The 26,696-nt window shown below is 34.8% G+C and carries 19 protein-coding genes; 8 read left to right on the forward strand and 11 right to left on the reverse strand.

The genetic code is table 11. The features are described 5' to 3' along the window. Positions 1 to 28: 28 nt before the first annotated feature. The 6 genes from Q73A0000_RS08285 to purM all read right to left on the reverse strand — a co-directional run bounded on the left by Q73A0000_RS08285 (position 29) and on the right by purM (position 8,352). Positions 29 to 1,675 carry an AarF/UbiB family protein gene (locus Q73A0000_RS08285; RefSeq protein WP_193813577.1) on the reverse strand — a complete coding sequence of 549 codons (1,647 nt, stop codon included), beginning with the start codon at positions 1,673 to 1,675 and terminating at the stop codon, positions 29 to 31. A gap of 92 nt (positions 1,676 to 1,767) precedes the next feature. Further along, complete coding sequence (guaA, locus tag Q73A0000_RS08290; protein WP_193813578.1) at positions 1,768 to 3,297, reverse strand: glutamine-hydrolyzing GMP synthase; 1,530 nt, start codon at positions 3,295 to 3,297, stop codon at positions 1,768 to 1,770. 351 nt (positions 3,298 to 3,648) lie between these two features. Beyond that, positions 3,649 to 4,884: a phosphoribosylamine--glycine ligase gene (gene purD / locus Q73A0000_RS08295; RefSeq protein ID WP_193813579.1), complete on the reverse strand. Its 1,236-nt coding sequence runs from the start codon at positions 4,882 to 4,884 to the stop codon at positions 3,649 to 3,651. Positions 4,885 to 4,981: 97 nt separating this feature from the next. Further along, the gene (gene purH, locus Q73A0000_RS08300) at positions 4,982 to 6,499 is read right to left on the reverse strand and encodes a bifunctional phosphoribosylaminoimidazolecarboxamide formyltransferase/IMP cyclohydrolase (protein WP_193813580.1); all 1,518 of its coding nucleotides are present in this window, start codon (positions 6,497 to 6,499) and stop codon (positions 4,982 to 4,984) included. A 203-nt stretch (positions 6,500 to 6,702) separates the two neighbouring features. Beyond that, positions 6,703 to 7,263: a phosphoribosylglycinamide formyltransferase gene (gene purN, locus Q73A0000_RS08305; RefSeq protein WP_193813581.1), complete on the reverse strand. Its 561-nt coding sequence runs from the start codon at positions 7,261 to 7,263 to the stop codon at positions 6,703 to 6,705. 99 nt (positions 7,264 to 7,362) lie between these two features. Continuing rightward, entirely contained in the window at positions 7,363 to 8,352 is a 990-nt protein-coding gene (gene purM, locus Q73A0000_RS08310; RefSeq protein ID WP_193813582.1) for a phosphoribosylformylglycinamidine cyclo-ligase, read from the reverse strand. A gap of 675 nt (positions 8,353 to 9,027) precedes the next feature. Between purM and Q73A0000_RS08315 the strand changes: the two genes are divergently transcribed. The 5 genes from Q73A0000_RS08315 (at position 9,028) to Q73A0000_RS08335 (ending at position 14,734) form a co-directional block, all read left to right on the forward strand. Further along, entirely contained in the window at positions 9,028 to 10,170 is a 1,143-nt protein-coding gene (locus Q73A0000_RS08315; RefSeq protein WP_193813583.1) for a vWA domain-containing protein, read from the forward strand. A 162-nt stretch (positions 10,171 to 10,332) separates the two neighbouring features. Continuing rightward, on the forward strand, positions 10,333 to 11,787 hold the full coding sequence (locus Q73A0000_RS08320) for a sigma 54-interacting transcriptional regulator (RefSeq protein WP_193813584.1): 1,455 nt from the start codon (positions 10,333 to 10,335) through the stop codon (positions 11,785 to 11,787). Positions 11,788 to 12,011: 224 nt separating this feature from the next. Further along, on the forward strand, positions 12,012 to 12,464 hold the full coding sequence (locus tag Q73A0000_RS08325) for a hypothetical protein (RefSeq protein WP_193813585.1): 453 nt from the start codon (positions 12,012 to 12,014) through the stop codon (positions 12,462 to 12,464). 207 nt (positions 12,465 to 12,671) lie between these two features. Continuing rightward, on the forward strand, positions 12,672 to 12,986 hold the full coding sequence (locus Q73A0000_RS08330; RefSeq protein ID WP_193813586.1) for an HPF/RaiA family ribosome-associated protein: 315 nt from the start codon (positions 12,672 to 12,674) through the stop codon (positions 12,984 to 12,986). Positions 12,987 to 13,276: 290 nt separating this feature from the next. Further along, the gene (locus Q73A0000_RS08335; RefSeq protein WP_193813587.1) at positions 13,277 to 14,734 is read left to right on the forward strand and encodes an FAD-dependent monooxygenase; all 1,458 of its coding nucleotides are present in this window, start codon (positions 13,277 to 13,279) and stop codon (positions 14,732 to 14,734) included. A gap of 294 nt (positions 14,735 to 15,028) precedes the next feature. Here Q73A0000_RS08335 and Q73A0000_RS08340 read toward each other — a convergent pair whose 3' ends face one another. Further along, on the reverse strand, positions 15,029 to 15,478 hold the full coding sequence (locus Q73A0000_RS08340) for a KTSC domain-containing protein (protein ID WP_193813588.1): 450 nt from the start codon (positions 15,476 to 15,478) through the stop codon (positions 15,029 to 15,031). An 800-nt stretch (positions 15,479 to 16,278) separates the two neighbouring features. On the opposite strand from Q73A0000_RS08340, the gene tyrS reads away from it, so the two are divergent. Both tyrS and Q73A0000_RS08350 read left to right on the forward strand, forming a co-directional pair. Next, positions 16,279 to 17,574: a tyrosine--tRNA ligase gene (gene tyrS, locus Q73A0000_RS08345; protein WP_193813589.1), complete on the forward strand. Its 1,296-nt coding sequence runs from the start codon at positions 16,279 to 16,281 to the stop codon at positions 17,572 to 17,574. A 105-nt stretch (positions 17,575 to 17,679) separates the two neighbouring features. Further along, a complete protein-coding gene (locus tag Q73A0000_RS08350; protein ID WP_193813590.1) occupies positions 17,680 to 18,432 on the forward strand; it encodes an acyl-CoA desaturase in 753 nt (250 codons plus the stop codon). A gap of 87 nt (positions 18,433 to 18,519) precedes the next feature. Here Q73A0000_RS08350 and folK read toward each other — a convergent pair whose 3' ends face one another. The 4 genes from folK to asnB form a co-directional block, all read right to left on the reverse strand. Next, positions 18,520 to 19,302, reverse strand: a complete 783-nt coding sequence (folK, locus tag Q73A0000_RS08355) for a 2-amino-4-hydroxy-6-hydroxymethyldihydropteridine diphosphokinase (protein WP_193813591.1) — start codon at positions 19,300 to 19,302, stop codon at positions 18,520 to 18,522. A gap of 96 nt (positions 19,303 to 19,398) precedes the next feature. After that, positions 19,399 to 20,118: an SDR family oxidoreductase gene (locus Q73A0000_RS08360; protein ID WP_193813592.1), complete on the reverse strand. Its 720-nt coding sequence runs from the start codon at positions 20,116 to 20,118 to the stop codon at positions 19,399 to 19,401. Between the two features lie 318 nt (positions 20,119 to 20,436). Beyond that, positions 20,437 to 21,204 (reverse strand): FAD-binding oxidoreductase, encoded by a 768-nt coding sequence (locus Q73A0000_RS08365; RefSeq protein ID WP_244140841.1) that lies wholly within the window; start codon positions 21,202 to 21,204, stop codon positions 20,437 to 20,439. A gap of 198 nt (positions 21,205 to 21,402) precedes the next feature. Next, the gene (asnB, locus tag Q73A0000_RS08370) at positions 21,403 to 23,073 is read right to left on the reverse strand and encodes an asparagine synthase B (RefSeq protein WP_193813594.1); all 1,671 of its coding nucleotides are present in this window, start codon (positions 23,071 to 23,073) and stop codon (positions 21,403 to 21,405) included. A 249-nt stretch (positions 23,074 to 23,322) separates the two neighbouring features. Here asnB and Q73A0000_RS08375 point away from each other — a divergent pair, with 249 nt between their 5' ends. Beyond that, positions 23,323 to 26,652 carry a T9SS type A sorting domain-containing protein gene (locus Q73A0000_RS08375; protein WP_193813595.1) on the forward strand — a complete coding sequence of 1,110 codons (3,330 nt, stop codon included), beginning with the start codon at positions 23,323 to 23,325 and terminating at the stop codon, positions 26,650 to 26,652. Positions 26,653 to 26,696 lie beyond the last annotated feature (44 nt).

The raw sequence follows: 26,696 nt of genomic DNA on the forward strand, positions 1-26,696 counted from the left end.
TATCTAATTTTTTATTTATAAAGCAGAATTATCTTTTTAATAATCTTAAAAAAAGAACAATCGCCAGAACAACTGAAAATATAACACTTAAGATAATCAAAAGCGTAATGTCTCCCATATGTAATGCTCTTTCAGAATTCCAAAGAATCGCAGTGGCAATAATATTGGAGCATAAAACCAGTGTTAAAACCAGATTAACAATACTCGATTTAATTAATTGATGCGTCTTTTCAAGATCTTTTATTTCGCTGGTAATAGTAAATTTATTCTCGTCTAATTTTTCAAGAAGTGAGCGTAATTCTTTCGGTATTTCCTCCACATTATCAATTAGATTCAATAGTTTCTGAGATCCAGATTTGACTAGTTTTTCAGGAGAAATTTTATTAAAGATGATTTTTTTAGTGAAAGGCCGCAGACTTTTTACAATATCCAAATTAGGATTAATACTTCTTCCGACGCCTTCAATTAAACTAATACCTTTCAAAAGCAAGTATAAATAGTCCGGCATATTCAGTCGGTTATTTTTTAAAGTGTGTATCATTTTACCAACCAATTTCGGAACGTCGATATTTTGCAAAGAAGTATGATGAACGAAATTAAGTACCTCTTCTACATCATTTTGAAACTCCTTTTCATCGGGAATCTCATAACTCACTGCCATTTTCTTCAAATTTTTAACAATCTTAGCAGCATTCTTTGATACAAAAGCAACGATTAATTGTTCCAGAATTTCTTTATCATTGGGTTGAATTTTTCCTACTGCACCGAAATCAATGAAAACAACTTTCCCATCTTTCGTTATTAGAATATTTCCCGCGTGCGGATCGGCGTGAAAAAATCCGTAATCTAGAATTTGTGAAACAAAAAGCCGTAAACCAACTTCCGAAATTTTCACTGGATTTATTTCGTTTTCTAAAAGTGCTTCTTTATCGGTGATTTTTAAGCCATCAATAAATTCCATGCAAAGAATATTATTGCTGCAAAACTCCTCATAGACTTTCGGAACATACGTTTCCTTATTATTTTTAAAGTTTAAGGCGAACTGTTGAATATTATTCTTTTCGTTGGTTAATGAAATTTCTTCCAGCAAAGATTTTTCAAAAGTAGAAATTGCACTCTTTAAATTGAATCTCACTCCAATATCAGAATACGTTGAAATCACTTTTATCAAATCGTGAATCAACAATAAATCATCCTGAATAATTTCCTGAACATTTGGTTTTTTAACTTTTAGAATTACTTCGGAACCGTCATTTAAAATAGCTTTATAAACTTGCGCAATCGACGCTGTGGCGACTGGCTTTTTCTGAATCTCTTTAAAATGTTCATAAGGTGAAATATTGAATTCCTGCTCTAAAATCTCTTCCAGATTCAAATCAACTTCTTCCACTTTATCCTGAAGTTTCTGCAATTCCAGAATTAAGTCCGTCGGTAGCAAATCTTCACGGCTGGAAAATGCCTGACCTAATTTCACAAAAGTTGGTCCCAATTCCTCTAAAGTCATTCTAATTCTTTCGTAAACAGAATTAGTCAAAACGATTTCATTTTCATCAACGGAAGGTTCATTATTTTTGGCGAGATTCATTCTGGCTAAAATATCTTTGAATCCATATTTACTAAAAATGGAAATCAATTTTGCGGAACGTTTCAGTTTTCTCTGTTGTTTATCGAACATAAAAAAGTTTTAGAATAAGGTTCAAAAAGTATTCCCCAATTATTTAAAAAAGGGGAATATTTATCATATTATATTTTTGAGAAAGTTCCAAATTATTCCCACTCGATCGTTGCCGGTGGTTTACTTGAGATATCATAAGCAACACGGTTAATCCCGCGAACTTCATTGATAATTCTATTGGAAATGGTATCCAAAAATTCGTACGGAAGTCTGCTCCAGGTTGCGGTCATGAAATCAGTCGTATTCGCTGAACGTACAACCGCTGTGTATTCATATGTTCTTTCGTCGCCCATTACGCCTACAGATTTCACTGGAAGTAAAACGACGAACGCCTGAGAAACTTTATCGTATAAATCATTCTTGTATAATTCTTCGATGAAAATATCATCGGCTTCCTGTAAGATTCTTACTTTCTCTTCATCGACTGCTCCAAGAATTCTGATTCCTAATCCAGGTCCCGGGAACGGATGACGGTGAACCAAATGATGTGGAATACCGAGTTCCTCTCCTACTTTGCGAACCTCATCTTTAAAGAGTTCACGCAAAGGTTCAAGCAATTCGAAATCCATTTCTTCTGGAAGTCCGCCTACATTGTGGTGAGATTTAATGACAGAAGAAGGTCCTTTTACAGACTGACTTTCAATCACATCTGGGTAAATTGTTCCTTGTGCTAAAAATTTAGCACCTTCGATTTTCTTAGATTCTTCATCGAAAACCGCAACGAATTCGTTTCCGATCGCTTTTCTTTTTTCTTCCGGATCTGAAACGCCAGCCAATTTGGATAGGAATCTTTCGGAAGCATCAATCATTTTAATTTTTAAGTTGAAATGTTCGCCGTAATTTTCCATTACTTTTTTGCCTTCGTCTTTTCTTAAAAGTCCGGTATCTACGAAGATACATTGCAACTGATCACCAATCGCCTTATGAATTAAAACAGCAGCTACAGAAGAATCAACGCCTCCAGAAAGTCCGAGGATTACTTTTTGATCGCCTACTCTTTCTTTAATATCAGCGATTGTTTCGTCGATATAATTAGTGAGTTTCCAGTTTTTTGGTGATTTACACACATTGAATACAAAGTTCTCCATCATTCTGGTTCCTTCTTCAGTGTGAGAAACTTCTGGGTGGAATTGGACGCAGTAGATTTTCTTAGCTTCATTTGAAATCGCAGAAATAACATCCGTCATTCCGTTGATGACAAACCCTTCCGGAAGTGTTTCTACTTCATCGAAATGGCTCATCCAAACGGTAGAAAAACGACTTACGCCAGATAGAAACTGATTCGATTTCTGAATTTCTAATTTTGCTTTTCCATATTCTCCTTTTTCTCCTTTTCTTACTTTTCCGCCTAACAAGTGAGTTGTTAATTGCATTCCATAACAAATCCCAAGGACAGGAATGTCTTGTTCAAAAAGTGCTTTATCAACTAAGTGTGCATTTTCTGCATTTACAGAACTTGGTCCACCAGAAAGAATAATTCCGGATGGTTCGCGCTCTAAGATTTCTGCTAAAGGAGTATTGAAAGGAAGGACTTCTGAGTAAACGCCCATTTCGCGGATTCTTCGTCCGATGAGTTGATTGTATTGTGATCCAAAATCGAGGATGATAATTCCGTTTTGCATATGTATTGTTAGGTGTTATTTTTTAACCACAAAGTCTCAAAAGATTAATTCAAAAAGCTTTAAATAAAAGCTAACAAAAGAGAAAATCTAAAGATTTTCAAAGCTGTTCTGTTCTTGCCAGATGTTAAATATTAAAATTTACACCCATTTAACTTTGTGACTTCGTGGTTTTAAATGTTATTTTATATCGTTATTTTAATTTAGTAACCGAATCCCTAGCCCTGATCGCAGTGAAAATCCCGGAATGAGGTGCGAGCAAAGCGAGCGCCGAATGAGGAATTGTAACGAAGAGCAGGTTCCCGGCTTCTAAAAATGATAATAAAAAAGACGTGGAAAACCACGCCCTATTATTTAAAACTTGCCGATGTCGTCTCTGTAATATTCGTAATCATAGTGAATAAGATCTGCATCTTTATACACTTCTTTGCGCGCTTCTTCGAAAGTATCGCCAGTGGCAACCAAACTTAAAACACGTCCGCCAGTGGTTAAAATCTGATTTCCTTTGACTCTCGCGCCGGCAAAAAGAAGTTGACTGGTCACTTTTTCTGTATTTCTGATTTCAAAACCTGTCTCGATTTGACGTGGATAACCGCCGGAACACATTACCAAACACACCGCTTTTTTGTCGCTGAATTTCAGTTCGATATCGTTTCCTTCTATGCAATCCATGATGACATCGTACAGATTATTTTCCAGCAAAGCCATAATTACCTGCGTTTCCGGGTCGCCTAATCTCATGTTATATTCCAGCAAATAGGTTCCGTTTGCCGTCACCATTAAACCGAAAAAGATAAAACCTTTGAACCGGATATTCGAAGCATGAAGTCCTACTAACGTCGGTTTTAAGATATTTTCGTCAAAATCTTTTTGATGGGCTTCCGTAAATTCCGGACTTGGCGCAACGCTTCCCATTCCACCAGTATTCGGTCCTGTATCACCTGAGCCTGCTTTTTTATAATCCTTCACTGGAATACATGGGAACAATTTATCGCCATTTGAAAAGGCGATAATGGAGGCTTCAAAACCTTTTAAATATTCTTCGATGACCAATTGAATTCCGGCATCACCAAATATTCTTTCGATCATAAATTGGTGAATAGTCATTTCAGCTTCGGCTAAATCTTCAGCAATCACAACGCCTTTTCCGCCCGCAAGTCCGCTGGCTTTAATTACTAGAGGAAACTCCTGCGTTCTTACGTAATCAATCGCGTCTTGATAGGCTTCAAATACTTTTGCTTTTGCAGTTTTGATATTATGAGTCTGCATGAATTTTTTGGAAAACGCTTTGCTTCCTTCTAATTCTGCCGTTCTTTTTCTTGGACCAAAAATCTTAAGATTATGTTTTTTAAATTCATCTACAATCCCACCCACTAAAGGTGCTTCCGGACCGACGATGGTTAAATCTATTCTTTCTTTGATGGCGAAGTCTCTTAACCCTTCGATGCTGTCTTCATATACATTCTGACCCAATGAATCTGTAGTTGCATTTCCTTTGGCGAAATATAATTTAGAAATCCTTTTATCGCTGTTGAGCTTTAAAGCGATCGCAGATTCTCTGGCGCCGTTTCCTACTATTAATATTTTCATAGTTTATTATTTGTTTGCTTTTTACAAAATTACTCAATTGAAAATAAATTTCAAATGGAGTTGGAAAAAATTTCCGTTCTATATCCCTATAGCAAAATCAATGCAAAAAGTGTCTCATTCCAGAAAACATCATTGGAATTCCATGTTCGTTGGCTGCTTCGATGCTATCTTCGTCACGCATACTTCCGCCTGGTTGGATAATTGCCTTGATGCCTTCCTTCGCACAAAAGTCAACCACATCTCTGAAAGGGAAAAAGGCATCTGAAGCTAAAACTAAATCGCCGTCGAATTTAAGTTTTGCTCTTTCTACAGCATGTTCGGTTGCCCAGATTCTGTTCACCTGACCGCCGCCAATTCCTAAAGCCTGGAATCCATTGGAAACAACAATCGCATTTGACTTCACATATTTTACAACACGTTGAGCGAATAATAACGCTTTTTCCTGTTCTGTTGTTGGTTTAAAAACGGTAACAGTTTTAATATCATCAGAAAACTGATTGTCATTATCTTGGACTAACATTCCACCATCAATTTTCACCCAAGTTTGCTGATCGGTCACTGGATTTTTAATTTTAATGATTCGCAGATTTTTTTTCTTTTTCAAAAACTCTAAAGCATCCTCATCGAAATCCGGCGCCATTACAATTTCTAAAAATGTTTTACTCAATTCTTCAGCCGTGGCTAAATCTACTTTAAAGTTCATTCCAATAATTCCACCAAAGATGGAAACTGGATCACATTCAAATGTTTTCTTGTAGGTTTCTACTGCTGTTGTTCCGATGGCAACTCCGCAAGGTGTAGAATGTTTTACGGCGCAACAAGCCATTTCGTCTTTGAATTCGTTTACGACTTTCCAGCATAAATCCATATCGCGAAGATTATTGAAAGAAAGTTCTTTTCCACCTAAAATTTCGAAATCTTTCATTGCACCGTTTTCGGTTGTTGAAGTGTAATACGCTGCAGTTTGATGTGGATTTTCGCCATATCTTAGATCTGAAACTTTTTGATAAGAAGCGTTTAGGTATTGTGGATAATCTTCATCTAAAAGCATTTGCGCAATGGCTGCATCATAAGCTGAAGTTAGATTAAATACTTTTCCGGCTAATTTTTTTCTCGTCTCTAAAGATGTTTCGCCAGATTCTTCGATTTCTTTTTGAACCAAAGCGTAATCTTCAACATTGGTAATTACGGCAACTGACTGAAAATTCTTCGCACCGGAACGCAACATTGAAGGTCCACCAATATCGATGAATTCTACTTTATCTTCTAATGAAATATCGGTATTTGCATGAGCGAAAAACGGATACAAGTTCACAACAACCATATCGATTAATCCGATTTCGTGTTCTTTCACCGTATTCATGTGTTCTTCATTAGAACGAACGGCAAGCAATCCGCCATGAACTTTTGGATGCAACGTTTTTACACGTCCATCCAACATTTCTGGGAAATCAGTTACTTCATCAATTTGAATTGGATTTAAACCAGCTTCTTTTAAATGCTTAAAAGTTCCACCTGTGGAAATTAATTCGTAATTGTTTGCTTCTAAAAACTTTGCAAAATCTACGAGTCCGGATTTATCGGAAACGGAAATGAGCGCTCTTTTTTTTGACATTTTCTTTCTTTTTTACTTTTTATTAGATCCGTTCTTTCACCAACGGTTTTGATTTTCTAAATTCCGTAGGTTTCACCGACGGTTATTATTGTTGAATTCCGTCGGAATTCGTTTTTTGATATTTATATCTTCTTCAATAGGGTTTCTTCTTCCATAGGGCTTCACCCTATGCTATTGATTTCGCCACTTCGTGGCTGGGTTGTTTAATTTAAAACTAGATTTATTGCTTTTGGGAAAATCTCATATTCTATGGTATGAATTTTTTCGGCTAATGTTTCTAAAGATTCGTCCTTTGAAATTTCAAATGATTTTTGAAGAATGATTTCACCTTCATCAATTCCTGAAGTTACATAATGAACGGTTGCGCCACTTTCTTTTTCTCCCTGTACTAAAACGGCTTCGTGAACGTGATGTCCCCACATTCCTTTTCCACCAAATTTGGGTAATAATGCAGGATGAATATTGATTATCTTTCCATTAAAAGATTCACAGAATTCTTTATTTAAAATTGATAAAAATCCAGCGAGTACAATTAAATCGGTGTTTTCAGGAAGGAATTGCTTTAATTCAGATGAGAACGTTTTCCCTCTAGGAATTAGTTGAACTGAAATATTGTGTTTTTTCGCACGCTCCAATCCGAAACATTCCCTATCGGCAACAACTAAAGAAATTTTTGCATTTGGAATTTCTCCATTGTCAATGCAGTCAATAATCCTTTGTAAATTGGTTCCGCCACCGGAAACTAAAACTACGATATTCTTCATTTATTTTAACGATGAGTAATGGGTAATCCGCAATGAGTAATAAGTAATGGATAATGAGTAATTCACTTCAATCTCTTACTTATCGTTTTTTTTTAAATATTAGATTAAATTTATTTTCTCTGAACCTTCTGTGATTACACCGATTTCGTACGCATCATCTAGTAAATCCAATATTTTTTCAGCATGTTTCTCATCAACTACCACGACCATTCCAACTCCCATGTTGAATGTTCCGTACATTTCCATACGATCAATGTTTCCGCGCTTTTCTAATTCAAGCATTACGGAAGGGATTTTAATTTTAGAAGCGTCGATTGTTGCACAAAGGTTTTCCGGAATAATTCTCGGAATATTTTCGATGATTCCTCCACCTGTAATATGTGCAATTCCACAAACATCAACTTCTTCTAAAATTCTATGAATTGGTTGGTAATACAATCTCGTTGGAACAAGAAGCGTTTCGTACAAAGGTTTCCCTTCAAACTCTTCATTGAAATCAGGAAAGATCTTTCTCACCAATGAAAAACCATTGGAGTGAAATCCTGAACTTGGCAAAGCGATAATTTTACAGCCTTTTTTGATTGCTGAACCATCAATAATATTTTCTTTTTCAACAATGCCTACACAGAAACCTGCAACATCATAATCGCCTGGTTTATACATTCCGGGCATTTCCGCGGTTTCGCCACCGATCAAGGCGCAATTATTATCTTTACAAGCCTTCACCATTCCCATCACGATTTCGGCTGCAATGTCAGCATCCAATTTTCCACACGCTAAATAATCAAGGAAAAATAATGGTTTCGCTCCGTGACATATTATATCGTTGGCACACATCGCAAAACAGTCAACACCAATAGAATCGTATTTTTTAGAATCTAAAGCGACTTTCAGTTTGGTTCCTACTCCATCGGTTCCGCTTACGAGAACTGGATTTTTGTAGCCCGCGATTTCATAGAATGCACCAAAACTTCCAAGATTATTCAAAACATTTTTGTTATGCGTTTCTGCAACGGCTGTTTTGATTTTATCAACAGTTTTGTAACCTTCTTCTTTATCGACTCCGGCGGATTTGTAGGTATTGCTCATTTTTGATTCTTTAATAGTATGTTTCTAAAATATCTTTATTTCATAAAAACAAAAAAGCCGGCAGTCTTTCTGACCGTCGGCTTTTTGTTTATTTTTCAGCGTCGATTACATTTCCAAAAACTTGGATGATTACTTTTGGTGAATGTAATAAATGCAGTTTCACTTTTTAAAATTTTGTTCTGCGAAAATAAGATTTTTAAACCTGATTCTAAAATTATAAATGATAAATTTTCCACAATTTTATCTTAATGGAATTTCGAACAGTTGAAAATTAATCAAAGTCTATTTTATTTATTTCGAATTTTTCATTTTATTAGACTTCAAAATATTTTTTATTTAGAAAATAGATCACGATTCTTTTTGTATTTATTTTTTTTTAAAAAAAAGAGACAAAAGTTTTAATTTAATTAGTTGTTCAAAAGATTGCAAAAAGTGATTAGCATGACTTTTTTAAAGACTCTCTAAACTTCTTTAAAACCGCAAAAGGCAAAAGCTTTATTTTAATTAGTTATACAAAATATTCAAATACCGAGGATTTTAAATCCGTGCTACTTTTTTGAACTTTAATAAAAGTTCCCAAAGTTAAAATAACCATCATTACTATTTTCTATATTCCACAAGAACTGTTTGGAACAATATTTCTATACCTTGCTTGGACCAATTACGAGACAGATCATGACGAATAAAGATTTAAATTTTGGTAAAGGATTTATCTTCACCAAACATACTCCGAAAGAAATTTCCCATTTTGATCGGGTCTTTGATGTTTTCAAAGATTTACTCACCCATACTTCCGGCGATATCGAAGAAGCATTTGAATGGCTCGATATGCTGGATAAAGAATATGACATTTTCACCGATGAATATACGCTTGAAAACTTTGAAGAAGATTTGAAGAAACGCGGTTATATCAAGGAAGAAAAAAAGGACGAAGATGGAAACACCGGAACTGGAAAAGGCAAAAACATTTTAACAGCAAAACTGGAAGCAGCTTTACGGCAATTCGCTTTAGACCAAATTTTCGGTAAACTTAAAAAAAGCGGTATCGGAAATCACAACACCAAAAAAGTCGGCGTGGGTGATGAACGTGAAGGCGAGAATCGCACATTTCAATATGGCGACGATTTATCCACGGTGAACATGACCGAGAGTTTGAAAAATGCACAAATCAATAATGGGATTTCAGACTTGCGTTTAACTGAAGACGATCTTATCGTTGAGGAAACCAAACATAAAGCGCAAATGAGCACGGTGTTGATGATCGACATTAGCCACTCTATGATTTTGTACGGCGAAGACCGAATCACGCCCGCCAAAAAAGTCGCCATGGCTTTGGTTGAATTAATTAAAAGAAAATATCCGAAAGATTCCATTGACATTATTGTCTTCGGAAACGAAGCCTGGCCGATTAAAATCAAAGACCTTCCTTATTTACAAGTTGGACCTTATCACACCAACACCGTTGCCGGTTTGGAATTAGCGATGGATATTCTGCGAAGAAAAAGAAATACCAATAAGCAGATTTTTATGATTACCGACGGAAAACCGAGTTGTATTAAATTACCAACGGGAGAATTCTACATGAACAGCAATGGCCTCGACCAAATGATTGTTGACCAATGTCTGAACAAAGCTGCACAAGCAAGAAAACTAAAGATTCCAATCACTACTTTCATGATTGCACAAGATCCATATCTCCGAAAATTCGTGGACGCTTTCACGGCTCAAAATCAAGGAAAAGCATTCTTAACAGGACTTTCAGGGTTGGGAGAAATGATTTTTGAAGATTACGAAAAAAATAGAATTAAAAGAATTTAGTAGGCTAATAGACAATATACTGATATATAATAGACTAGTAAATATTAGACTTACGATTAGAAGCAATAAAGACTCATAGAAACCTTTGCGTTCATTGCGTTCTCTCTTCGCGACTTTGCGAGAAACAAAAAAATTTAGAAATAAATCAACATAATAAAATACATGAAAAAAGATATCACATTCAAAGAATTAAAAGATTCTGGTTACACGCATAAAACCATTAACCAGGAAATTCAGGCCAATTTAATTGCCAAAATTAAAGCTAAAGAACCGGTATTCGAAGGACTTTGGGGTTATGAAGATACCGTTGTTCCGCAATTAAAAAAAGCAATTCTTGCAGGACATCACATTAATCTTTTAGGATTGCGTGGACAGGCAAAAACCAAGATTGCGAGGAGCATGGTGAGTTTGCTCGATGAATATATGCCGATTGTAAAAGGGTCTGAAATCAATGACAGTCCTTTTAACCCGATCTCAAAATATGCCAGAGATTTGATCGAAGCACAAGGCGACGAAACCATGATTTCCTGGGTGCACCGTTCTGATCGTTTCTATGAAAAACTGGCAACTCCGGATGTAAATGTGGCTGATTTAATTGGTGATATCGATCCGATAAAAGCTGCGACTTTGAAACTGCCTTATTCCGATGAACGCGTTTTACATTACGGAATGATTCCGCGTGCCAACCGTTGTATTTTTGTCTTGAATGAACTGCCCGATTTGCAAGCACGAATTCAGGTTTCCTTATTTAATATTTTACAGGAAGGCGATATTCAAATCCGTGGATTTCAGTTGAGAATGCCGTTGGATATTCAGTTTGTGTTTACGGCGAATCCGGAAGATTACACGAACAGGGGAAGCATTGTAACTCCTTTAAAAGACAGAATCGGTTCACAGATTTTTACGCATTATCCAAAAACTATCGCTCTTGCCAGACAAATTACAGAACAGGAAGCCTTAATTTCTGCGGAAGATAAAGCCCAAATCCAAGTTCCAAGTATGGCGAAAGATCTTTTAGAAGAAGTTGCTTTTGCGGCACGTGATAGCGAATATGTTGATGCGAAAAGCGGCGTCAGTGCGCGACTTACAATCAGTGCGATGGAAAATTTAATGGCCGCAGCAAAATTGCGTTTGATCGAATCAGATTCCGAAAAGACTACGATTCGCTTGGTCGATTTCATGTCCATCATTCCTTCGATTACAGGAAAAATCGAACTCGTTTACGAAGGAGAACAGGAAGGCGCAGATCACGTTGCGAAAATCCTAATTGACAAAGCAGTTACGACTCAGTTTGAAATGATTTTTCCGCGAATTCCAAAACTGGAAAAAGAAGGTATTAAAACTCCTTACACCGATTTGATCAAGTGGTTCAATAAAAATTCACTCGAATTAAATTACGACGACACCGATAAGGAATTTTATTCCAAACTCGACAGCGTAAAACCGCTTTCAGAAATTATCGAGGAGTACGCAGATCAGCTAAGTCCGGAAGATCAAAACTTCTGCAAAGAGCTTATTTTATGGGCTTTAACTATTAACAATAAACTTGACAAATCTGAAAACGAAAAAGCGTTCACTTTTGATTCTGCTGGAATTGGTAAATATTACAGCAATTAATTTTTAAGGAATAGAAGATTTTCGTACTTCTGATTCTTAGTAAACTCAGCTCTCTTAAAGTAATTTAGGAGAGTTTTTTTTGAGATTAATCCTAAATTATTCCTACTTTGTACAAATGAAAATTGGGAGATTTCAGAAGTTTACTTTTTATAATTTTAATGAGTCAAATTATGAAAAAACACGCTAATCTTTTAATAAAATTAGGATCAAAAAACAAGAAATAAATGGACTTACTCAGTAATATAGTCTGGAGCTTCAATGACACAGAATACGATTCCAAAGAAGATTTCAATAAAGATATTTCACAATATCAACTTAAAATCAAGAAGGAAGAAGCATCATGGAATCCAGACGAAATCGTAATTGAAAACAACGCAGTCGACATCGTATTTATGGCGTGGGTTGATGAAAATGGTTTGGCAGAAAACGAAACGCTTTTAGAAGATGAGGAATTTTTTGATGATGAAAGCAATAGTGAATTCGGTTTATTTCAAGCCGATATTCAAGCCCGACTTCATGCAGAGAACGGCAAAAATTTTTCCGCTTTAGAATTAATGTACAAACTAGATCAACAGATGAAACCCAAAGAATTGGGCGATGATCTTTTTTTTGAAGGTTTAGGCAGTTTAGAAAGTGAAAATAATATTCCTAAATTTTATTTATTTTGCGGAAGTTGAAATTAATAAAATTCATCCCGAATTTTCTTCAAACAACAGATATCAAAAAAATGAAGAATAGACAAAGTCAAGGACATCTTAAACAGCCAATTGTGTTAATGTGATGTTAAACTGTGCAATTACTTGCCTGAATATCGGCGTATCTCCTATCTTTAATTAACGGTAAAAAAAATAAACTTATCGACACAACTAAAAAATTGAATTAAAATGGAAATACTAATCAATACCGATCACAACATTTCAGCAAGCGAAGAAATGAGATCATACATGAGAGCTGATTTAGAAACTGCCTTCGAACGTTTTAGCGATCATTTAACCCGACTGGAAGTGAAGATCAGTGATGAAAACGGAAATAAAGAAGGTGAAAAAGATAAAAAATGCGTGCTCGAAGCACGCCTCAAAGGAATGCAGCCATTAGTGGTTACCAGTCATGGAAATTCAATTGACCAGGCTCTTGGTGAGGCATCCACTAAAATGAAAACTTCTCTGGACACCGCCATGGGCAAATTAAGGAGTTATTAAAAGTAACTGAAAATATATATTATTAAAGACGTTCATTTTTGAGCGTCTTTTTTCTGTCTGCAAACTTTCACTTCTCTTTATTTCGATAGCTATTTAAATCTAAAATAGAAAAAATTCTGTTCAAGCATTTACCAGGATTTTCGCTTAAAATGACCGTACTTTTAAAATTGAAGTGAAAACATTTTATCTAAATAATTCTCTTTCCGTACCTTTGCAAATTGTGCGAAATTATTAGAAATAGGTCCGCAAATAAATGACAAATTAGAAGCTACGACAATCGCATAAAGAAAATGGAAAAAGAAAAAACCAGTTGGACTGTTTGTCCCGATTGCCAAGGAACCGGCAAACAAAAGCGCAGAATCAAAAAAAAAGCTCAGCTTCGTTATCAAGCTGAATTAGCAGTTTTCGAAAAATCAAATTTCGAAGGAACTGCGCCAACTCGCCCGGAAGGAACTTTTATGATTTGCCCAGATTGTGCAGGCTCCGGCATAATTCCTTCCGAAAACTTTCCTGTTCCAGATGAAAATTATCCTCACGTTGCGATTATTGGAGCAGGAATTGGTGGTATCGCTTTAGCAATTGGCTGTTTGCATCGTGGTATTCCTTTTACCATTTTCGAAAAAGACAGTAGTTTTAATGAGCGCTCACAAGGTTATGGTTTAACCCTGCAACAAGCCAGAAAAACTTTAGAAAATTTCGGAATTTTTAATTTAGAAAACGGTATTATTTCCAACCATCATGTTGTACATGCTCCAGATGGAAAAATTGTGGGACAATGGGGAATGCGAAAATGGCTGGGAACAGTTGAAAAATTTACGACCCAAAATAATATTCAAAGAAGCAATATTCATATTGCCCGTCAAAATCTCCGTTTGCAATTGCTGCAACAGTTGGGCGGAGAAAATAAAGTACGGTGGAATCATCAATTTACCGGTTACAAAAAAGATTCTGACGGAAAATTGCACCTTCATTTTTTAGAAAATAATAGTCCGAAATTTTATCATGCAGATCTTCTTATTGGTGCAGATGGAATTAGAAGTGCTGTTCGAAAAACGATCATTCCCGAAGAAAAATTTCCCTTGAGATATTTAGGTTGCATGGTGATTTTAGGTATATGTGAACTTTCTAAGCTTCAACATTTAGAAAATTCTTTACTAGATTCTGAAACCGTTTTTCAAACCGCAAACGGAAAGGAAAGAATTTATATGATGCCTTTCGACAAAAACTGTATCATGTGGCAATTAAGTTTTCCGATAGAAGAATTAGAAGCAAAAAAACTAAGTGACGACGGAAAATTAGCGCTTAAAAATGAAGCCATCAGGAGGACTCCTTTTCACACCCCAATTCCAGAGATTTTACAACTGACAGATGAAGATAAAATTACAGGTTATGCGGTATATGATCGCGAATTACTTAATGCTGAAATGCTAAAAAATGCAGATTCGGTCACCTTATTGGGCGATGCCGCACATCCGATGAGTCCATTCAAAGGTCAAGGTGCCAACCAAGCTTTACTCGATGCTTTATCTTTGGTACGGGAAATTTTTAAAAATTGCAAACCTTTATCAAATTGGCGAGAAACAGGAATTCGAGAAAGTGTATTAAATAACTTTGAAAAAGAAATGCTGGAAAGAAGCGCCACGAAAGTAAAAGATTCTGCCGCCGCCGCTCAATTTTTACATTCCGAAATTGCGCTTTATGAAGGTGATGAGCCGAGAGGGAGGGTTTTGAAGAGGAAAGGAGCTTAACAATTCTGACCGTATTTAAAAAAGCAATCTCCATTTTTAAAATATCCCAGATATTCAAAAAAATTGGAATCAGCTAATAAATTATTTTCAAAAGCTAAACTTCCAAAGCAAATAAAACAACATTAAAAAATTCGCTCTAAAAAGCCTCAAGACTCCCGCTTCGCAAAGTCTCCGACTTTGAGGCTGTTTTTTGAGAACTCCTTTTTCCAATAAATATTTATATGATATACATTAAATAAAAAGCACAATCTCCCACGGAAATTGTGCTTTTTAAAAATTTAAAACAATAGGAAATTAATCCTCCATTGCTTCACCATTTTTTCTGTAGATGAAACCGCCACCGTAAATGTGTCTTCTTGCAAAACGGCTTGGCGAATCTGCGTTGACCATTTTGATGTACGTATTTCTTGGTACGCCGATATATTCGTACATTTTTCCATTCAAATGCTGAACTTTCAAAATCGATTTTTCATAAAAGAAATCCTGAATATTAGATTTTGCAATCGTTTCGGTATATTCTTCTTTATATTTTTCCTGCGTTTCTGGGTTGATGCTCACCAAAAAGTGGTAGGCTTCAATCACCAATTTGCTTTTTTCTTCTGCGTCCAGTTTCCCAGCTTCGTCGTTCACAAATTTATCAGGATGCGAATCTTTCATCGTATTTCTGTAAATTGTTTTTAAATCTTTTAATGTTGCGGTTTTATCAACCCCAAGAAGCTTTCTGTGCTCACCTACTCTTTTCATATGCAAATATTTTCTGATTTCTTAAAGCAATAGGTAATGACCTTCTTCACCAATATTTGTTTTAATATTTGACAAAAGCGATTCACACTTATAACTTTTTTGCGGGTGCAAAATTAGTCATTTAAATTTTAATTATACTATTCAAAGAGTACTGATTTTGAGCAAATTAATCAGAATAAGTTATAAAATATGTTAAATTATAATGATCCATTTCTAAATAATAATGTTTTTTCACCTCATCTAAAGGACGAGACAAAGGTTTAATATCAAATATTATAGTATTCGCAATTTTTCAGGACGGAAACAAAAGTTCCAATAATTCTATTAAAAATAATAGATTGAGGAAAAGACATTTGACTTCTTCAAATCTTCAATTTCATTGAGAAAGGGCGAAGTCTACAATCTTCATTAAACTTCGTTTTTTTGAACTTTTTAATCTTTTCAAGAACCTGTTTAAATTTAATAAAAAAACTAAAAACATAAATCACCTCAGTTTTAGGAAAAAAAATAATGTAAAAAGTCCACATAAGTTGCGAGAATCAAAGATTTTCAACTTTGTGTTCTACATATTTTAAGAGTGAAAACTAATTCTTATGGCACTTATGTTATTTTATATACACTTAAATCAGACTCTAATAAAACAAAACTTTTATGTCTTTTGTAGTTTAAAAAAATGGAGCGCTTTAGTTAATTTGTAATTGACAGTGTCAATCCTTCCTATAACGCTCCTTTTTCAGCCAAAACCAGTCCAACAGTTCCGTCAAAATTCCTACCTTTGCTTCTTTAAAAATTTGCAAGAAATGAACGCTTTTATTGAAGAACTGAAATGGCGCGGCTTGTTTGCCGACATGATGCCAGGAACCGAAGAACAACTGAATAAGGAAATGACCACGGCCTATATTGGCTTTGATCCTACCGCAGATTCGTTGCATATCGGAAGTCTAATCCCCATCAAAGTTCTGGCGCATTATCAGCAACACGGTCATAAACCAATCGCTTTAGTAGGTGGCGCAACCGGAATGATCGGTGATCCTTCTGGAAAATCGAACGAAAGAAATGCTTTAGATGAAGATACGCTCAACCATTACGTAGAATGTTTGAAAGGACAACTTTCTAAGTTTTTAAACTTCGATGGTACTGAAGCGAACAGCGCAGAATTAGTGAACAATTATGACTGGATGAAAGAAATTTCTTTCCTGGAATTCATTCGTGATATCGGTAAGAATATTACCGTGAATTATATGATGGCGAAAGAATCGGTGAAGAAAAGAATCACCGGTGAAGGCGGCGCAGAAGGAATGAGTTTTACCGAATTTTCTTACCAATTATTACAAGGTTATGATTTCCTACATTTATATAAAGCAAAAAATGTAAGACTGCAAATGGGTGGTTCTGATCAGTGGGGAAATATCACCACGGGAACAGAATTAATCAGAAGAAAAGTTCAGGGAGAAGCGTTTGCTTTAACCGTTCCTTTAATTACAAAAGCCGACGGTTCTAAATTCGGAAAATCAGAAGCGGGTGAAAACTACTGGTTGGATCCGAAAAGAACTTCACCATATAAATTCTACCAGTTTTGGGTCAATGCTACTGATGTTGATGCTGAAAGATTTATTAAATTCTATACTTTTTTAAGCAAAGAAGAAATCGAAGCTTTAATTGAAGATCATAAAACAGCACCTCACGAAAGAAAGCTACAGAAAAAGCTAGCGGAAGAAGTTACGGTTTGGGTTCACAACCGTGAAGAATTTGAGAAAGCAGTGAAAGCTTCAGAAATTTTATTCGGACGTTCAACAGCAGAAGATTTAGTGAGTTTGGATGAAGCAACTTTCTTAGAAGTTTTCGAAGGTGTTCCACAAAAAGAGCTATCAAAATCTGAAGTTGTAGGAAGTAACATCGTTGATTTAATTTCTGATAAATCCGGTTTTCTAAAATCGAAAGGAGAAGCTAAAAGAGAATTGACGAGCAATGCGATTTCCATTAATAAAGAAAAAGTAAGCGAAACTTTCGAAGTAGCAGAAAAAGATTTGATCGACGGGAAATTCCTTTTATTACAAAAGGGAAAAAAGAATTATTTCATCGTAAAAGCGGTTTAAAAGTCAAATGACATTTAACAGCAACACTAAATTAAAGGGCTTTGCATACATTCCATCTTTTGTCTTAGGTGAAATCATTGTACCTTTACTGCATAAATTTTAAATATGGTTATTGTACTTTTTATCATAGTCCTTTGGTATTCCGGACTGTTTTTTCAGACATTTTTCTTGCACCGTTACGCGGCGCATCAAAGTTTTAAAATGTCGAAATTCGGAGAGAAATTGTGTTTCGTTTTAACTTGGGTTACGCAGGGATCGAACTATCTTTCTGCTTACGGTTATGGCGTCATGCACAGAATGCACCATGCTTTCGCTGACACTGAAAAAGATCCGCACTCTCCAAAATATGACGACAATTTGTTTTCAATGATGTGGCGCACGAAGAAAATTTATGCCGACATCAACAGTCAGAAAGCAATCATCGAGGAAAAATTCACTAAGAATGTTCCACAGTGGGAAGGTTTCGATAAGTTCGCCAGTTCATGGGGTTCCAGATTAGCGTGGGGAATTGCTTACACCGCTTTCTTCTACTTCTTCGCAACCGCTTGGTGGCAGTGGCTTTTATTGCCAGTTGCTTATATGATGGCGCCAATTCACGGTGTAATTATCAATTGGTTTGCACACATTTATGGGTACACTAACTTTAAAGTTTCGGATACTTCTAAAAACCTGTTGAGATTCGACTGGTTAATGATGGGTGAAGCTTATCACAACAATCACCACAAACACGGTGGAAGAGCGAATTTCGGTGGCGTAAGATGGCATGAAATGGATGTCACTTATCAAATCATGATTTTGTTAGACAAAATGAAACTGATTAAACTGAATCCGGTTGCAGTTGTTAAGAGAGATCATTAAAATATAAACCGTCTCGTCATTATTTGACGAGACGGTTTTTTTTGTGCTTGATTTATGATTAATTCTTTTTCGAAATATAAAATCATTTTATTTTTCCAACTCAGAATTATCCAGCTGAATCTCCGGTTGTAATTGCTGCACAAAATCAATGAGGAAAGGCAGTTCTTCGATATCTTTGTCAATGATAAAGCCGTTGTAAGTAAGGACATCTAAATCGATTTCGCGCGGTGCATTTTTATTTTCGGTTCGTACTCTTCCTAATAATGCTTCAATTTGTTTTAAATGCATTTTCAGTTCAGACAGACTTTTTTTAGTGTGAAAAAGGATTGCTCCATTCAGAAACTCTGGTTGATCTTCAAACTTCAAAGGTGCTGTTTTGATAAACGCCGTACGCTGCATAATGAATCCAAAATCCTGAAGATACTGTAAAGCTTTACTGAAATTTTCCTCTGAATTGATATTAGAACCCATAGCGACAACCGCAGTTTTATAGCGGTCTTTACCATCAATTTCCACCAATACATTATCTGCAAAACGTAAAGCGTGCGGCTTTTCGACTTTCACCGTAATCTCTTGCAAGGCCGGTCCGGACTCTTGGATATGATTATAAATCTTGTCCGTCAAAGTTTCAATGAGGTGAAAACTTTTATGATCCACAAAATCAATAATCCCTTTTGTTATCTTTTTATAATCTACCGCGTCCTGAACATCATCTGTTTTCGAGGCGATGGCTGTATCATATTTGAATGAGAAAGAAATGATGATATCCTGCAATTTTTCGGTTTCCCAATCGATGAAACCAATAAATGCACGAAGGCGTAAATTTTCGACTCGGACTATGGATAATTTCGGATTATAGGTTGCTCCCATATTTAACTCAATTTTTTTTCTTTTTAATGTTTTTTACTGCGTTTTGCTTTTAACGCAAATATCTTTTTGTGTTCTCCTTTTAAAGTATTCTAATTCTTAAACCAAATGTTCTCCACCATCAATATATAAAATCTGTCCGGTGAAGAATTTACTGTCTAAAATAAATTGAACGGCTTTTAAAATCTCGTCTAAATTACCAATTGTTTTTAAAGGAATATTTTGCGCTAAATTTAATAAATAACTTTCATCTTTCCCTTCTGGCGGAAGAATTAAACCTGGTGCAATTCCGTTGACTCTAATATTTGGAGCTAACTCCACGGCGGAAATCAGGGTGAAATCTTTTAATAACTTCTTACTTAAAATATAATCCAGATGAACGGTACTATTTTTAGCTGCTTTCGTATCGATGAAATTAATGATATTTCCTTTTCCGAAAACCCGTGCAAAAGCTTTGGTTAAAAGATAAGGATTTTTAAAATTAATGGTCATTTCTTTATCTAAAAGTTCGCTTCCCAATTCCTGAAAATTCGACGGAATAAAATCTGACGCACAGTTGACCAAAACCTCAATATTGATATTTTGCTTTTTTAATTTTTCAAAGATTTCATCAAAATTATTACTTCCTAAAAAATTAATTTGTAGCAATTCTACCTCTACTCCATTTGATAAAGACTGAATTTCATCTTTTACTTTTTGGGCTTTATCTACAGAAGAATTATAATGCAAGACCAAATTATAACCTTTTTTTGCAAGATGAATTGCGACCGCTTTTCCGATTCGGGCGGCACTACCGGTTACTAAAGCATAATTTTTCATATTTGTTTTTTTGGCTTAATAATGCTCAAGTTCAATTATTCAACTTGAGCACAATCAATAAAATTAGGACTTATTTTTTTAAACCATAAAAGCCACAAAAGCTTTATGCGGATTTAGTTCTTTTATAATATTCATGACAAAGATTTCATCGTGAAATTAAAAAAAGATTAAGTAATAAAATAAAAGTTCACAAAATCGGAAATCTAAAGATTCCCACAATCTTTAGGCTCTTTTGTTGCAATCATTTAAAACTTTTTCTTCAATTTATCTATGTGCCTTTGTGGTTTTAAATTTTTGACAGATTACAATGAAATCAGTTTAAAAACCTTCTTTAACGATGAATTCGTCGGCAATTCCTAAAGAGGCTAAATGACCTTCAACTGCGTTCATCATTGGTGGCGGACCGCAGAGATAATAATATTTCAAATGCTCTTCGGAATATTTTTTTATTAATTCCGGCGAGATATATCCATGTTCATAACCTTCTAAATTTTCTTTTGAAAGAATATTGATAAAGTTTTTCCCAAGCATTGATGTGAACCGTTCTTCTAAAATAATATCTGCTTTTTCTTTATTGGCAAAAAGAAGTTTGTTTCCAGCAATTAAATTTTGTTTTTCTAAGTTTTTTAAAATCGCAATAAATGGCGTAATCCCAGCTCCACCAGCGATAAAGATTCCGGCTCCTTTATAATGAATATCGCCAAAAGGTTTATAAATAAGAACCTCATCTCCTGGTTTAGAAGAAAGCAATTCGTTGGTTACTCCTTTATGTTCAGGGTAAGTTTTGATGGTAAATTCGATCTGATCATCTTCGGGCAGAGACGTAAAAGTGAAACAGTTTTTCTTTTCGCTCCAACCAGGTTTATTAAGAGAAATATCAACTGCCTGTCCAGGGATATAATTCAGGCCTTGCGGTTTTTCAAGAACGATGTGCAGAACATCATGAGTAAGATGCTCAATCGATTTAATGGTAGTTAATTGTGACATAATTACTTGTTTAGGATTATAAATATACGATAAAATTCTTTCAGAAATATCTCTTTCAGAAGTCTCGACCAACGCTTGAAGCAACTGTAGAACTATCACTGTGCACAATTTCCCTCATGAAAAAACAGAGATTATAATTTTTTATTAAATCATCAAAAACCTTTATACTAAACACTTTTAAAGCATATTAAAGAAAATGACATCATTAAAAAAACCGAGCGACACCTCGGTTTTCATTTATAATTAATTACTTTTATTGATCATTTATTAATCACAAAATTATGTAAATATTCCTTTTTAATAAGAATCTTCATGTACTGAAAGCACTGCTCTTCCACTTGGATCATTGGCGTTTTTAAAGGCTTCATCCCACTCCAAAGCAATCGGCGTAGAACAAGCTACTGAAGGAACTGAAGGAACTGTTGCAGCCGCAGTTTCACTCGGGAAATGTTCTTCAAAAATTGTTCGGTATCTGTACTCCTCTTTGTTTTGTGGCGTGTTCAATGGAAAACGGAATTTGGAGTTGATCATCATTTCGTCAGTCACTTCATTTTCTGCGACTTCTTTTAAAGAGTCGATCCAGGAATAACCTACGCCATCAGAGAATTGCTCTTTCTGTCTCCAGGTAATGCTTTCCGGTAATAAATCTTCAAATGCTTTTCTCAAAACCCATTTCTCTATTTTTGGTTCGTGAGCAGTGACCATTTTATCTTTAGGATTCATTCGCATCGCAACATCCATAAACTCTTTATCTAAAAACGGAACGCGTCCTTCAATTCCCCAACTCATCAATGCTTTATTAGCTCTCAAACAATCGTACAAATGAAGTTTGCTTAATTTTCGAACGTTCTCTTCATGGAATTCTCTGGCATTTGGCGCTTTGTGGAAATACAAATAACCTCCAAATATTTCATCACTTCCTTCGCCCGAAAGAACCATTTTAATTCCCATTGATTTAATGACTCTTGCCAGTAAATACATTGGCGTGGAAGCACGAATCGTGGTGACATCATAAGTTTCCAAATGATAAATCACGTCGCGAACAGCATCTAAACCTTCCTGAATAGTGAAATGAACTTCGTGGTGAATGGAACCGATATGTTCGGCTGCTTTTTGGGCCGCAATTAAATCCGGACTTCCTTCTAAACCAACGGCAAAACTGTGTAACCTTGGATACCAAGCTTCCTGTGTATCGCCACTTTCAATTCTGTTTCTCGCATATTTTGCCGTAACTGCAGAAATTATAGAAGAATCCAAACCGCCTGAAAGTAAAACTCCATAAGGAACATCGCTCATCAATTGACGGTGAACGGCATCTTCCAAAGCTTTCCTAAGTTCTGCAATATCTGTCGGGTTGTCTTTTACATTATCGTAATCTTCCCAATCTCTTTGATACCATTGCTGTAATTCGTAACCATCTAAACTATATAGAAAATGTCCCGGCAAAAATGTTTCAATGCTTTTGCAAACCCCTTCTAGAGCTTTCAATTCAGAAGCTACATAATAACTTCCGTTTTTATCCCAACCTTGATACAACGGACAAATTCCCATATGGTCTCTTGCCACCAAATAAATATCATTTTCGATATCATAAATAGCAAAGGCGAAAATTCCGTTCAATTTATCTACAAAAGTTTTTCCATATTTTTGAAACAAAGGAATAATGACTTCACAATCGGATTCGGTTTGAAAATCATAATCAGGAAATTCCAGTCTTAATTCTCTATGGTTATAAATCTCGCCATTAACGGCTAAAACTATTTTTTTATCTTTTGAAAATAAAGGTTGTTTCCCAGAAGTTGGATCTACAATCGCCAAACGTTCATGAGAAAAAATTACTTTTTCATTTTGAAAAATACCGCTCCAATCCGGACCACGGTGACGGATTTTTTTTGACATTTCTAATATTTGAGGTCTTAAGATCTCGGTTTTTTGTTTGGCGTCAAACAGACATACAATTCCACACATGATTCTTATATTTATTCGTTTTGTAACTTTTAATTAAAATTCTACCACAAACATATTATAAATGTTTACAAATCGAAACAATAAATTTGAATATCAGTAATATTTACTAATATTAATTTTTAAATAGGAAAAATTTAAGTTAAATCTCAATTTTTAAGTTTTTATATGAATTATTTTTATTTCTTGAATAAATTATTTTTATCTTACTGTTAAAATAATTACATTTACAATTAATATAAATACATATATATGATGAAAAATTTACACATTAAAAATGTCTTACCTTGCAAATTACAGCTAATTTTGTATCTTTTTGCGATACATCTTATTTTTGCGCAATCCATTCCATCAAACACTAGACTCACTCAAATTAATACACTGAGAGGTAGTGCTTTAAATTTAGTTGAAAGTACAGACACTCATACTTATCATATCGGCACTGTTGGTGCTGAAATTGGATTTGATTCGTTCAATAATCCGAGTGTAGGAAAAGACGATCTTTATGTTTTAAAATCAAATACCTCAGATGGCACCAATGTGTGGATGAAAACCTTCAATGCGGGATCTAAAGGAGTTATTTCCCCTAAAAAAGTTTACGTTGACAGTAACAATAGTGTTTTTATTTTTGCGCAATTTAGTGGTAGTATTAAAGTCGCTGGAAAAACTATAGTTTCTAACGGTACAGATGACACTTTTCTAATCAAATTAGATCAGAATGGAAATGCATTGTGGATCAATCTATTTAATAACACAGATCGATCTTTCATTTATAATATTAAGTTTGCCAATGACTCTACGGATCTATATATGATTTATAGCCAAAATCATTTGGTTAGAATGAGTTCAACAGGATACATCATATTTAATAATTCCTATTCTCCTGGTACTGACCTAAGGGGAATTGCATTGAAAAATAACAATATCTACATAGCGGGGCTCTCTGTAAATAGCTCAGAAGTTTTTGGTACTGAAACTATTATTGGGCGACAAGGTTTTATTATCAAAGGAGATAAAAACGCAAATTTCAACGCATCAATGCAGACTACCGGCGGCGCCATTGCTGGTGCTGATATTAGTGATATTGCCTTCGATAGTGGTGGTAATTTACTGTTGACTGGTTATAATAGTAGTTCTATTGGATTAACTACAGAAAGTGGTTACTGGACATATACTTTTAATCCAAACTCTAATTTTGAAAATAATCGATTGTACCAATATACTGCAAAGATCGATTCAAATCTCGCATCTGTATCATTCTTTCGTACTTCTACTCCAATCAGTACAGATGCAATTTATGGCATACAATCAAGAAGTTTTTCAGCAAAACTTATTCCCTATGGAACTTCTGGAAGTTTTCGAAATATTATTTCTCTTGGATTTTTTGATGGCAGAAATAACATTACCAATTTCACATTGTCAAACGGTGTAAATATTACTGTAGCAAATGCTGGAGCGGGAAAATATCAATTCTTAGGATCTTATGATAATAGCGGAGTCTTTGATAATGGAGTTCAGAAGCAATTAGGTGGAGTGGACTCTCCGATATTAGCTGCATCTGGAAATGCTTATATAGAAACTACCAGGGGTAATAGACTTTTTACTACCAAAGCTTATCTAATTCCTAGCAATAATATAGCTTGGACTAAACAGAAAACAAGTTCAATTGGAGGAAGTTTGTCTAGTCAATTTTCTCAACATTTGAATTCATCGAAAAATGAAATGTTTTTTAGCGCAATTGTTGAGGGTAAAGCAAATTTTTTTGGTAAAGATGTTAATAACTTCACCGGCATAAAATCAAGATATGTTACTAGACTTGGTTCAGATCTACTGCCAAAATGGTTTGCCAGATTCCATGTTGATTCGGGACAATCAGAACTAAATATTTCGAAAGACTTTGCTTGTGTGGATAAAGACGATAATTTTGTTTTTCTCGCAAATACTTCTGGTTTAACTTCAACTTTCATTGATGCTGCAGGGAATTTTATTGATTTTCAACAACCGGCAGATAATAGTTCGAAAGCAATAATTAAATTAGATAAAAATGGAATTCTAGTTTGGAGTAAACAATTAACCTCTTCTTTCGCTGCAACAGTTTATGCTGCTGTTACAACTGATTCAAAAGGCGATGTATACATTATGGGAACCACTACTGCTAATTTAAAAATTGATGGAAATATTATTACCACCTCCGGTTCTAATAATATTTTTTTAATTAAAATTTCAAAAACAGGAAATGTTTTATACAGTAAATCCTATCAAAACATCAGTGCATACACATTTCTTCCCACTTTTGACGCTCAAGACAATCTCTATATTTTTACTGAACCCTATGGTAATGGTAATAATTATGTTTTTGATGGTATTACAGTTACAACAAATGCATATCAATTAGATCACATTATGTTGAAATTTGATAGTAGTGGAAATGTAATTTGGGGCAAAAACTTTTATGGAAATGCAACGAGAGAAAGTTATTCATGGCCAAATGATGTAGTTTTTGACGGAGTTGATTTTTTACTATCGGGTAGTTACTACACAGATCAAAATGATGATTTTGTGGGCCTTGATCTTGCTAACATTCCTAGGGTTTATCCAACATTAACCTATATTCCTTTTTTTGCAAAAATTACAACTTCAGGAAATGTTTTATGGCAGAAACCAGTTCACAGTAATTTCGTTAGTCAAGGTAATTATAGTAATTTCGATGTTGACGAGAATAAAAATATGTACATCTATACTTATGCAAAAGATAAAATTTCCTTTAATGGTTTAGAATACTCTTTTGATGAAAATAATGGAAATAAAATTTTAATGAAAATAGACACCTCTGGAAATTTAAAATATTTCAAACGAGCCGACATAAATTTTGCATCTGGTTCGTTAATAGATGTTATTGGTGAAGACAAAATAAATGTATCAGGTTTTACTTCCTCATATAATTTTCTGAATTATCCTATTAATAATAAATATGCTTCCAATCTGTACGTCGCAACATTCGGAAATTTAGATTCTTATTATCTTACGCCAACAAAGGATTACTTGCAGCTGAATAATATTGTAATGGAAAATAATCCAGATAACGCAAATACTTTTTCTTTCGATCTAATCAATAATGTAGATTGGAACGCAATTAGTGATCAATCTTGGTTAAATCTTTCATTCCTAAGCTTAACGGATAAAAATAATTTCAAAAATACTATTTCAGGAAACGGTGATGCTAAAATTATTATGTCTGCTTCAACAAATAATACAGGAGTCAACAGAAGCGCAACTGTTTTAGTTTCCGGAACGGGTGTCGATTCAAAATCGATTATCGTCACACAGAGTTTTATTTTGGCGACGGGTGAAACTAAAACTTTTTTGACTACGCTTTATCCAAATCCAACCTCAGATGTTTTGAATATTGAAACCAAACAAGATATTTCAAAAATCGAAATTTATGATTTGAGCGGAAGATTGCTAAAAACTTCTGGTAGAAAAGACAAACAGATCTCTGTTTCCAATTTAAATAAAGGAATGTATTTAATCAAATTACACACAGAAAGCGGAGTCATTAATTCTAAATTCATCAAGAATTAAAAATTCTAATTTCTCATAAGAACGAAAAACACTTCTGAATTCAG

Origin of the sequence: Kaistella flava (ex Peng et al. 2021) (assembly GCF_015191005.1) — a bacterium.
GTDB classification, from domain to species: domain Bacteria; phylum Bacteroidota; class Bacteroidia; order Flavobacteriales; family Weeksellaceae; genus Kaistella; species Kaistella flava.

What these genes read in the sequence shown, in the direction of transcription:
- Q73A0000_RS08320 (WP_193813584.1), top strand. Translation starts at nt 10,333, where the DNA reads ATGAAAAAAGATATCACATTCAAAGAATTAAAAGATTCTGGTTACACG.
- purN (WP_193813581.1), bottom strand. Translation starts at nt 7,263, where the DNA reads ATGAAGAATATCGTAGTTTTAGTTTCCGGTGGCGGAACCAATTTACAA.
- Q73A0000_RS08375 (WP_193813595.1), top strand. Translation starts at nt 23,323, where the DNA reads ATGATGAAAAATTTACACATTAAAAATGTCTTACCTTGCAAATTACAG.
- Q73A0000_RS08350 (WP_193813590.1), top strand. Translation starts at nt 17,680, where the DNA reads ATGGTTATTGTACTTTTTATCATAGTCCTTTGGTATTCCGGACTGTTT.
- Q73A0000_RS08285 (WP_193813577.1), bottom strand. Translation starts at nt 1,675, where the DNA reads ATGTTCGATAAACAACAGAGAAAACTGAAACGTTCCGCAAAATTGATT.
- Q73A0000_RS08360 (WP_193813592.1), bottom strand. Translation starts at nt 20,118, where the DNA reads ATGAAAAATTATGCTTTAGTAACCGGTAGTGCCGCCCGAATCGGAAAA.
- purD (WP_193813579.1), bottom strand. Translation starts at nt 4,884, where the DNA reads ATGAAAATATTAATAGTAGGAAACGGCGCCAGAGAATCTGCGATCGCT.
- Q73A0000_RS08330 (WP_193813586.1), top strand. Translation starts at nt 12,672, where the DNA reads ATGGAAATACTAATCAATACCGATCACAACATTTCAGCAAGCGAAGAA.
- folK (WP_193813591.1), bottom strand. Translation starts at nt 19,302, where the DNA reads ATGGGAGCAACCTATAATCCGAAATTATCCATAGTCCGAGTCGAAAAT.
- tyrS (WP_193813589.1), top strand. Translation starts at nt 16,279, where the DNA reads ATGAACGCTTTTATTGAAGAACTGAAATGGCGCGGCTTGTTTGCCGAC.
- Q73A0000_RS08325 (WP_193813585.1), top strand. Translation starts at nt 12,012, where the DNA reads ATGGACTTACTCAGTAATATAGTCTGGAGCTTCAATGACACAGAATAC.
- purH (WP_193813580.1), bottom strand. Translation starts at nt 6,499, where the DNA reads ATGTCAAAAAAAAGAGCGCTCATTTCCGTTTCCGATAAATCCGGACTC.
- purM (WP_193813582.1), bottom strand. Translation starts at nt 8,352, where the DNA reads ATGAGCAATACCTACAAATCCGCCGGAGTCGATAAAGAAGAAGGTTAC.
- asnB (WP_193813594.1), bottom strand. Translation starts at nt 23,073, where the DNA reads ATGTGTGGAATTGTATGTCTGTTTGACGCCAAACAAAAAACCGAGATC.
- Q73A0000_RS08335 (WP_193813587.1), top strand. Translation starts at nt 13,277, where the DNA reads ATGGAAAAAGAAAAAACCAGTTGGACTGTTTGTCCCGATTGCCAAGGA.
- Q73A0000_RS08340 (WP_193813588.1), bottom strand. Translation starts at nt 15,478, where the DNA reads ATGAAAAGAGTAGGTGAGCACAGAAAGCTTCTTGGGGTTGATAAAACC.
- Q73A0000_RS08315 (WP_193813583.1), top strand. Translation starts at nt 9,028, where the DNA reads ATGACGAATAAAGATTTAAATTTTGGTAAAGGATTTATCTTCACCAAA.
- guaA (WP_193813578.1), bottom strand. Translation starts at nt 3,297, where the DNA reads ATGCAAAACGGAATTATCATCCTCGATTTTGGATCACAATACAATCAA.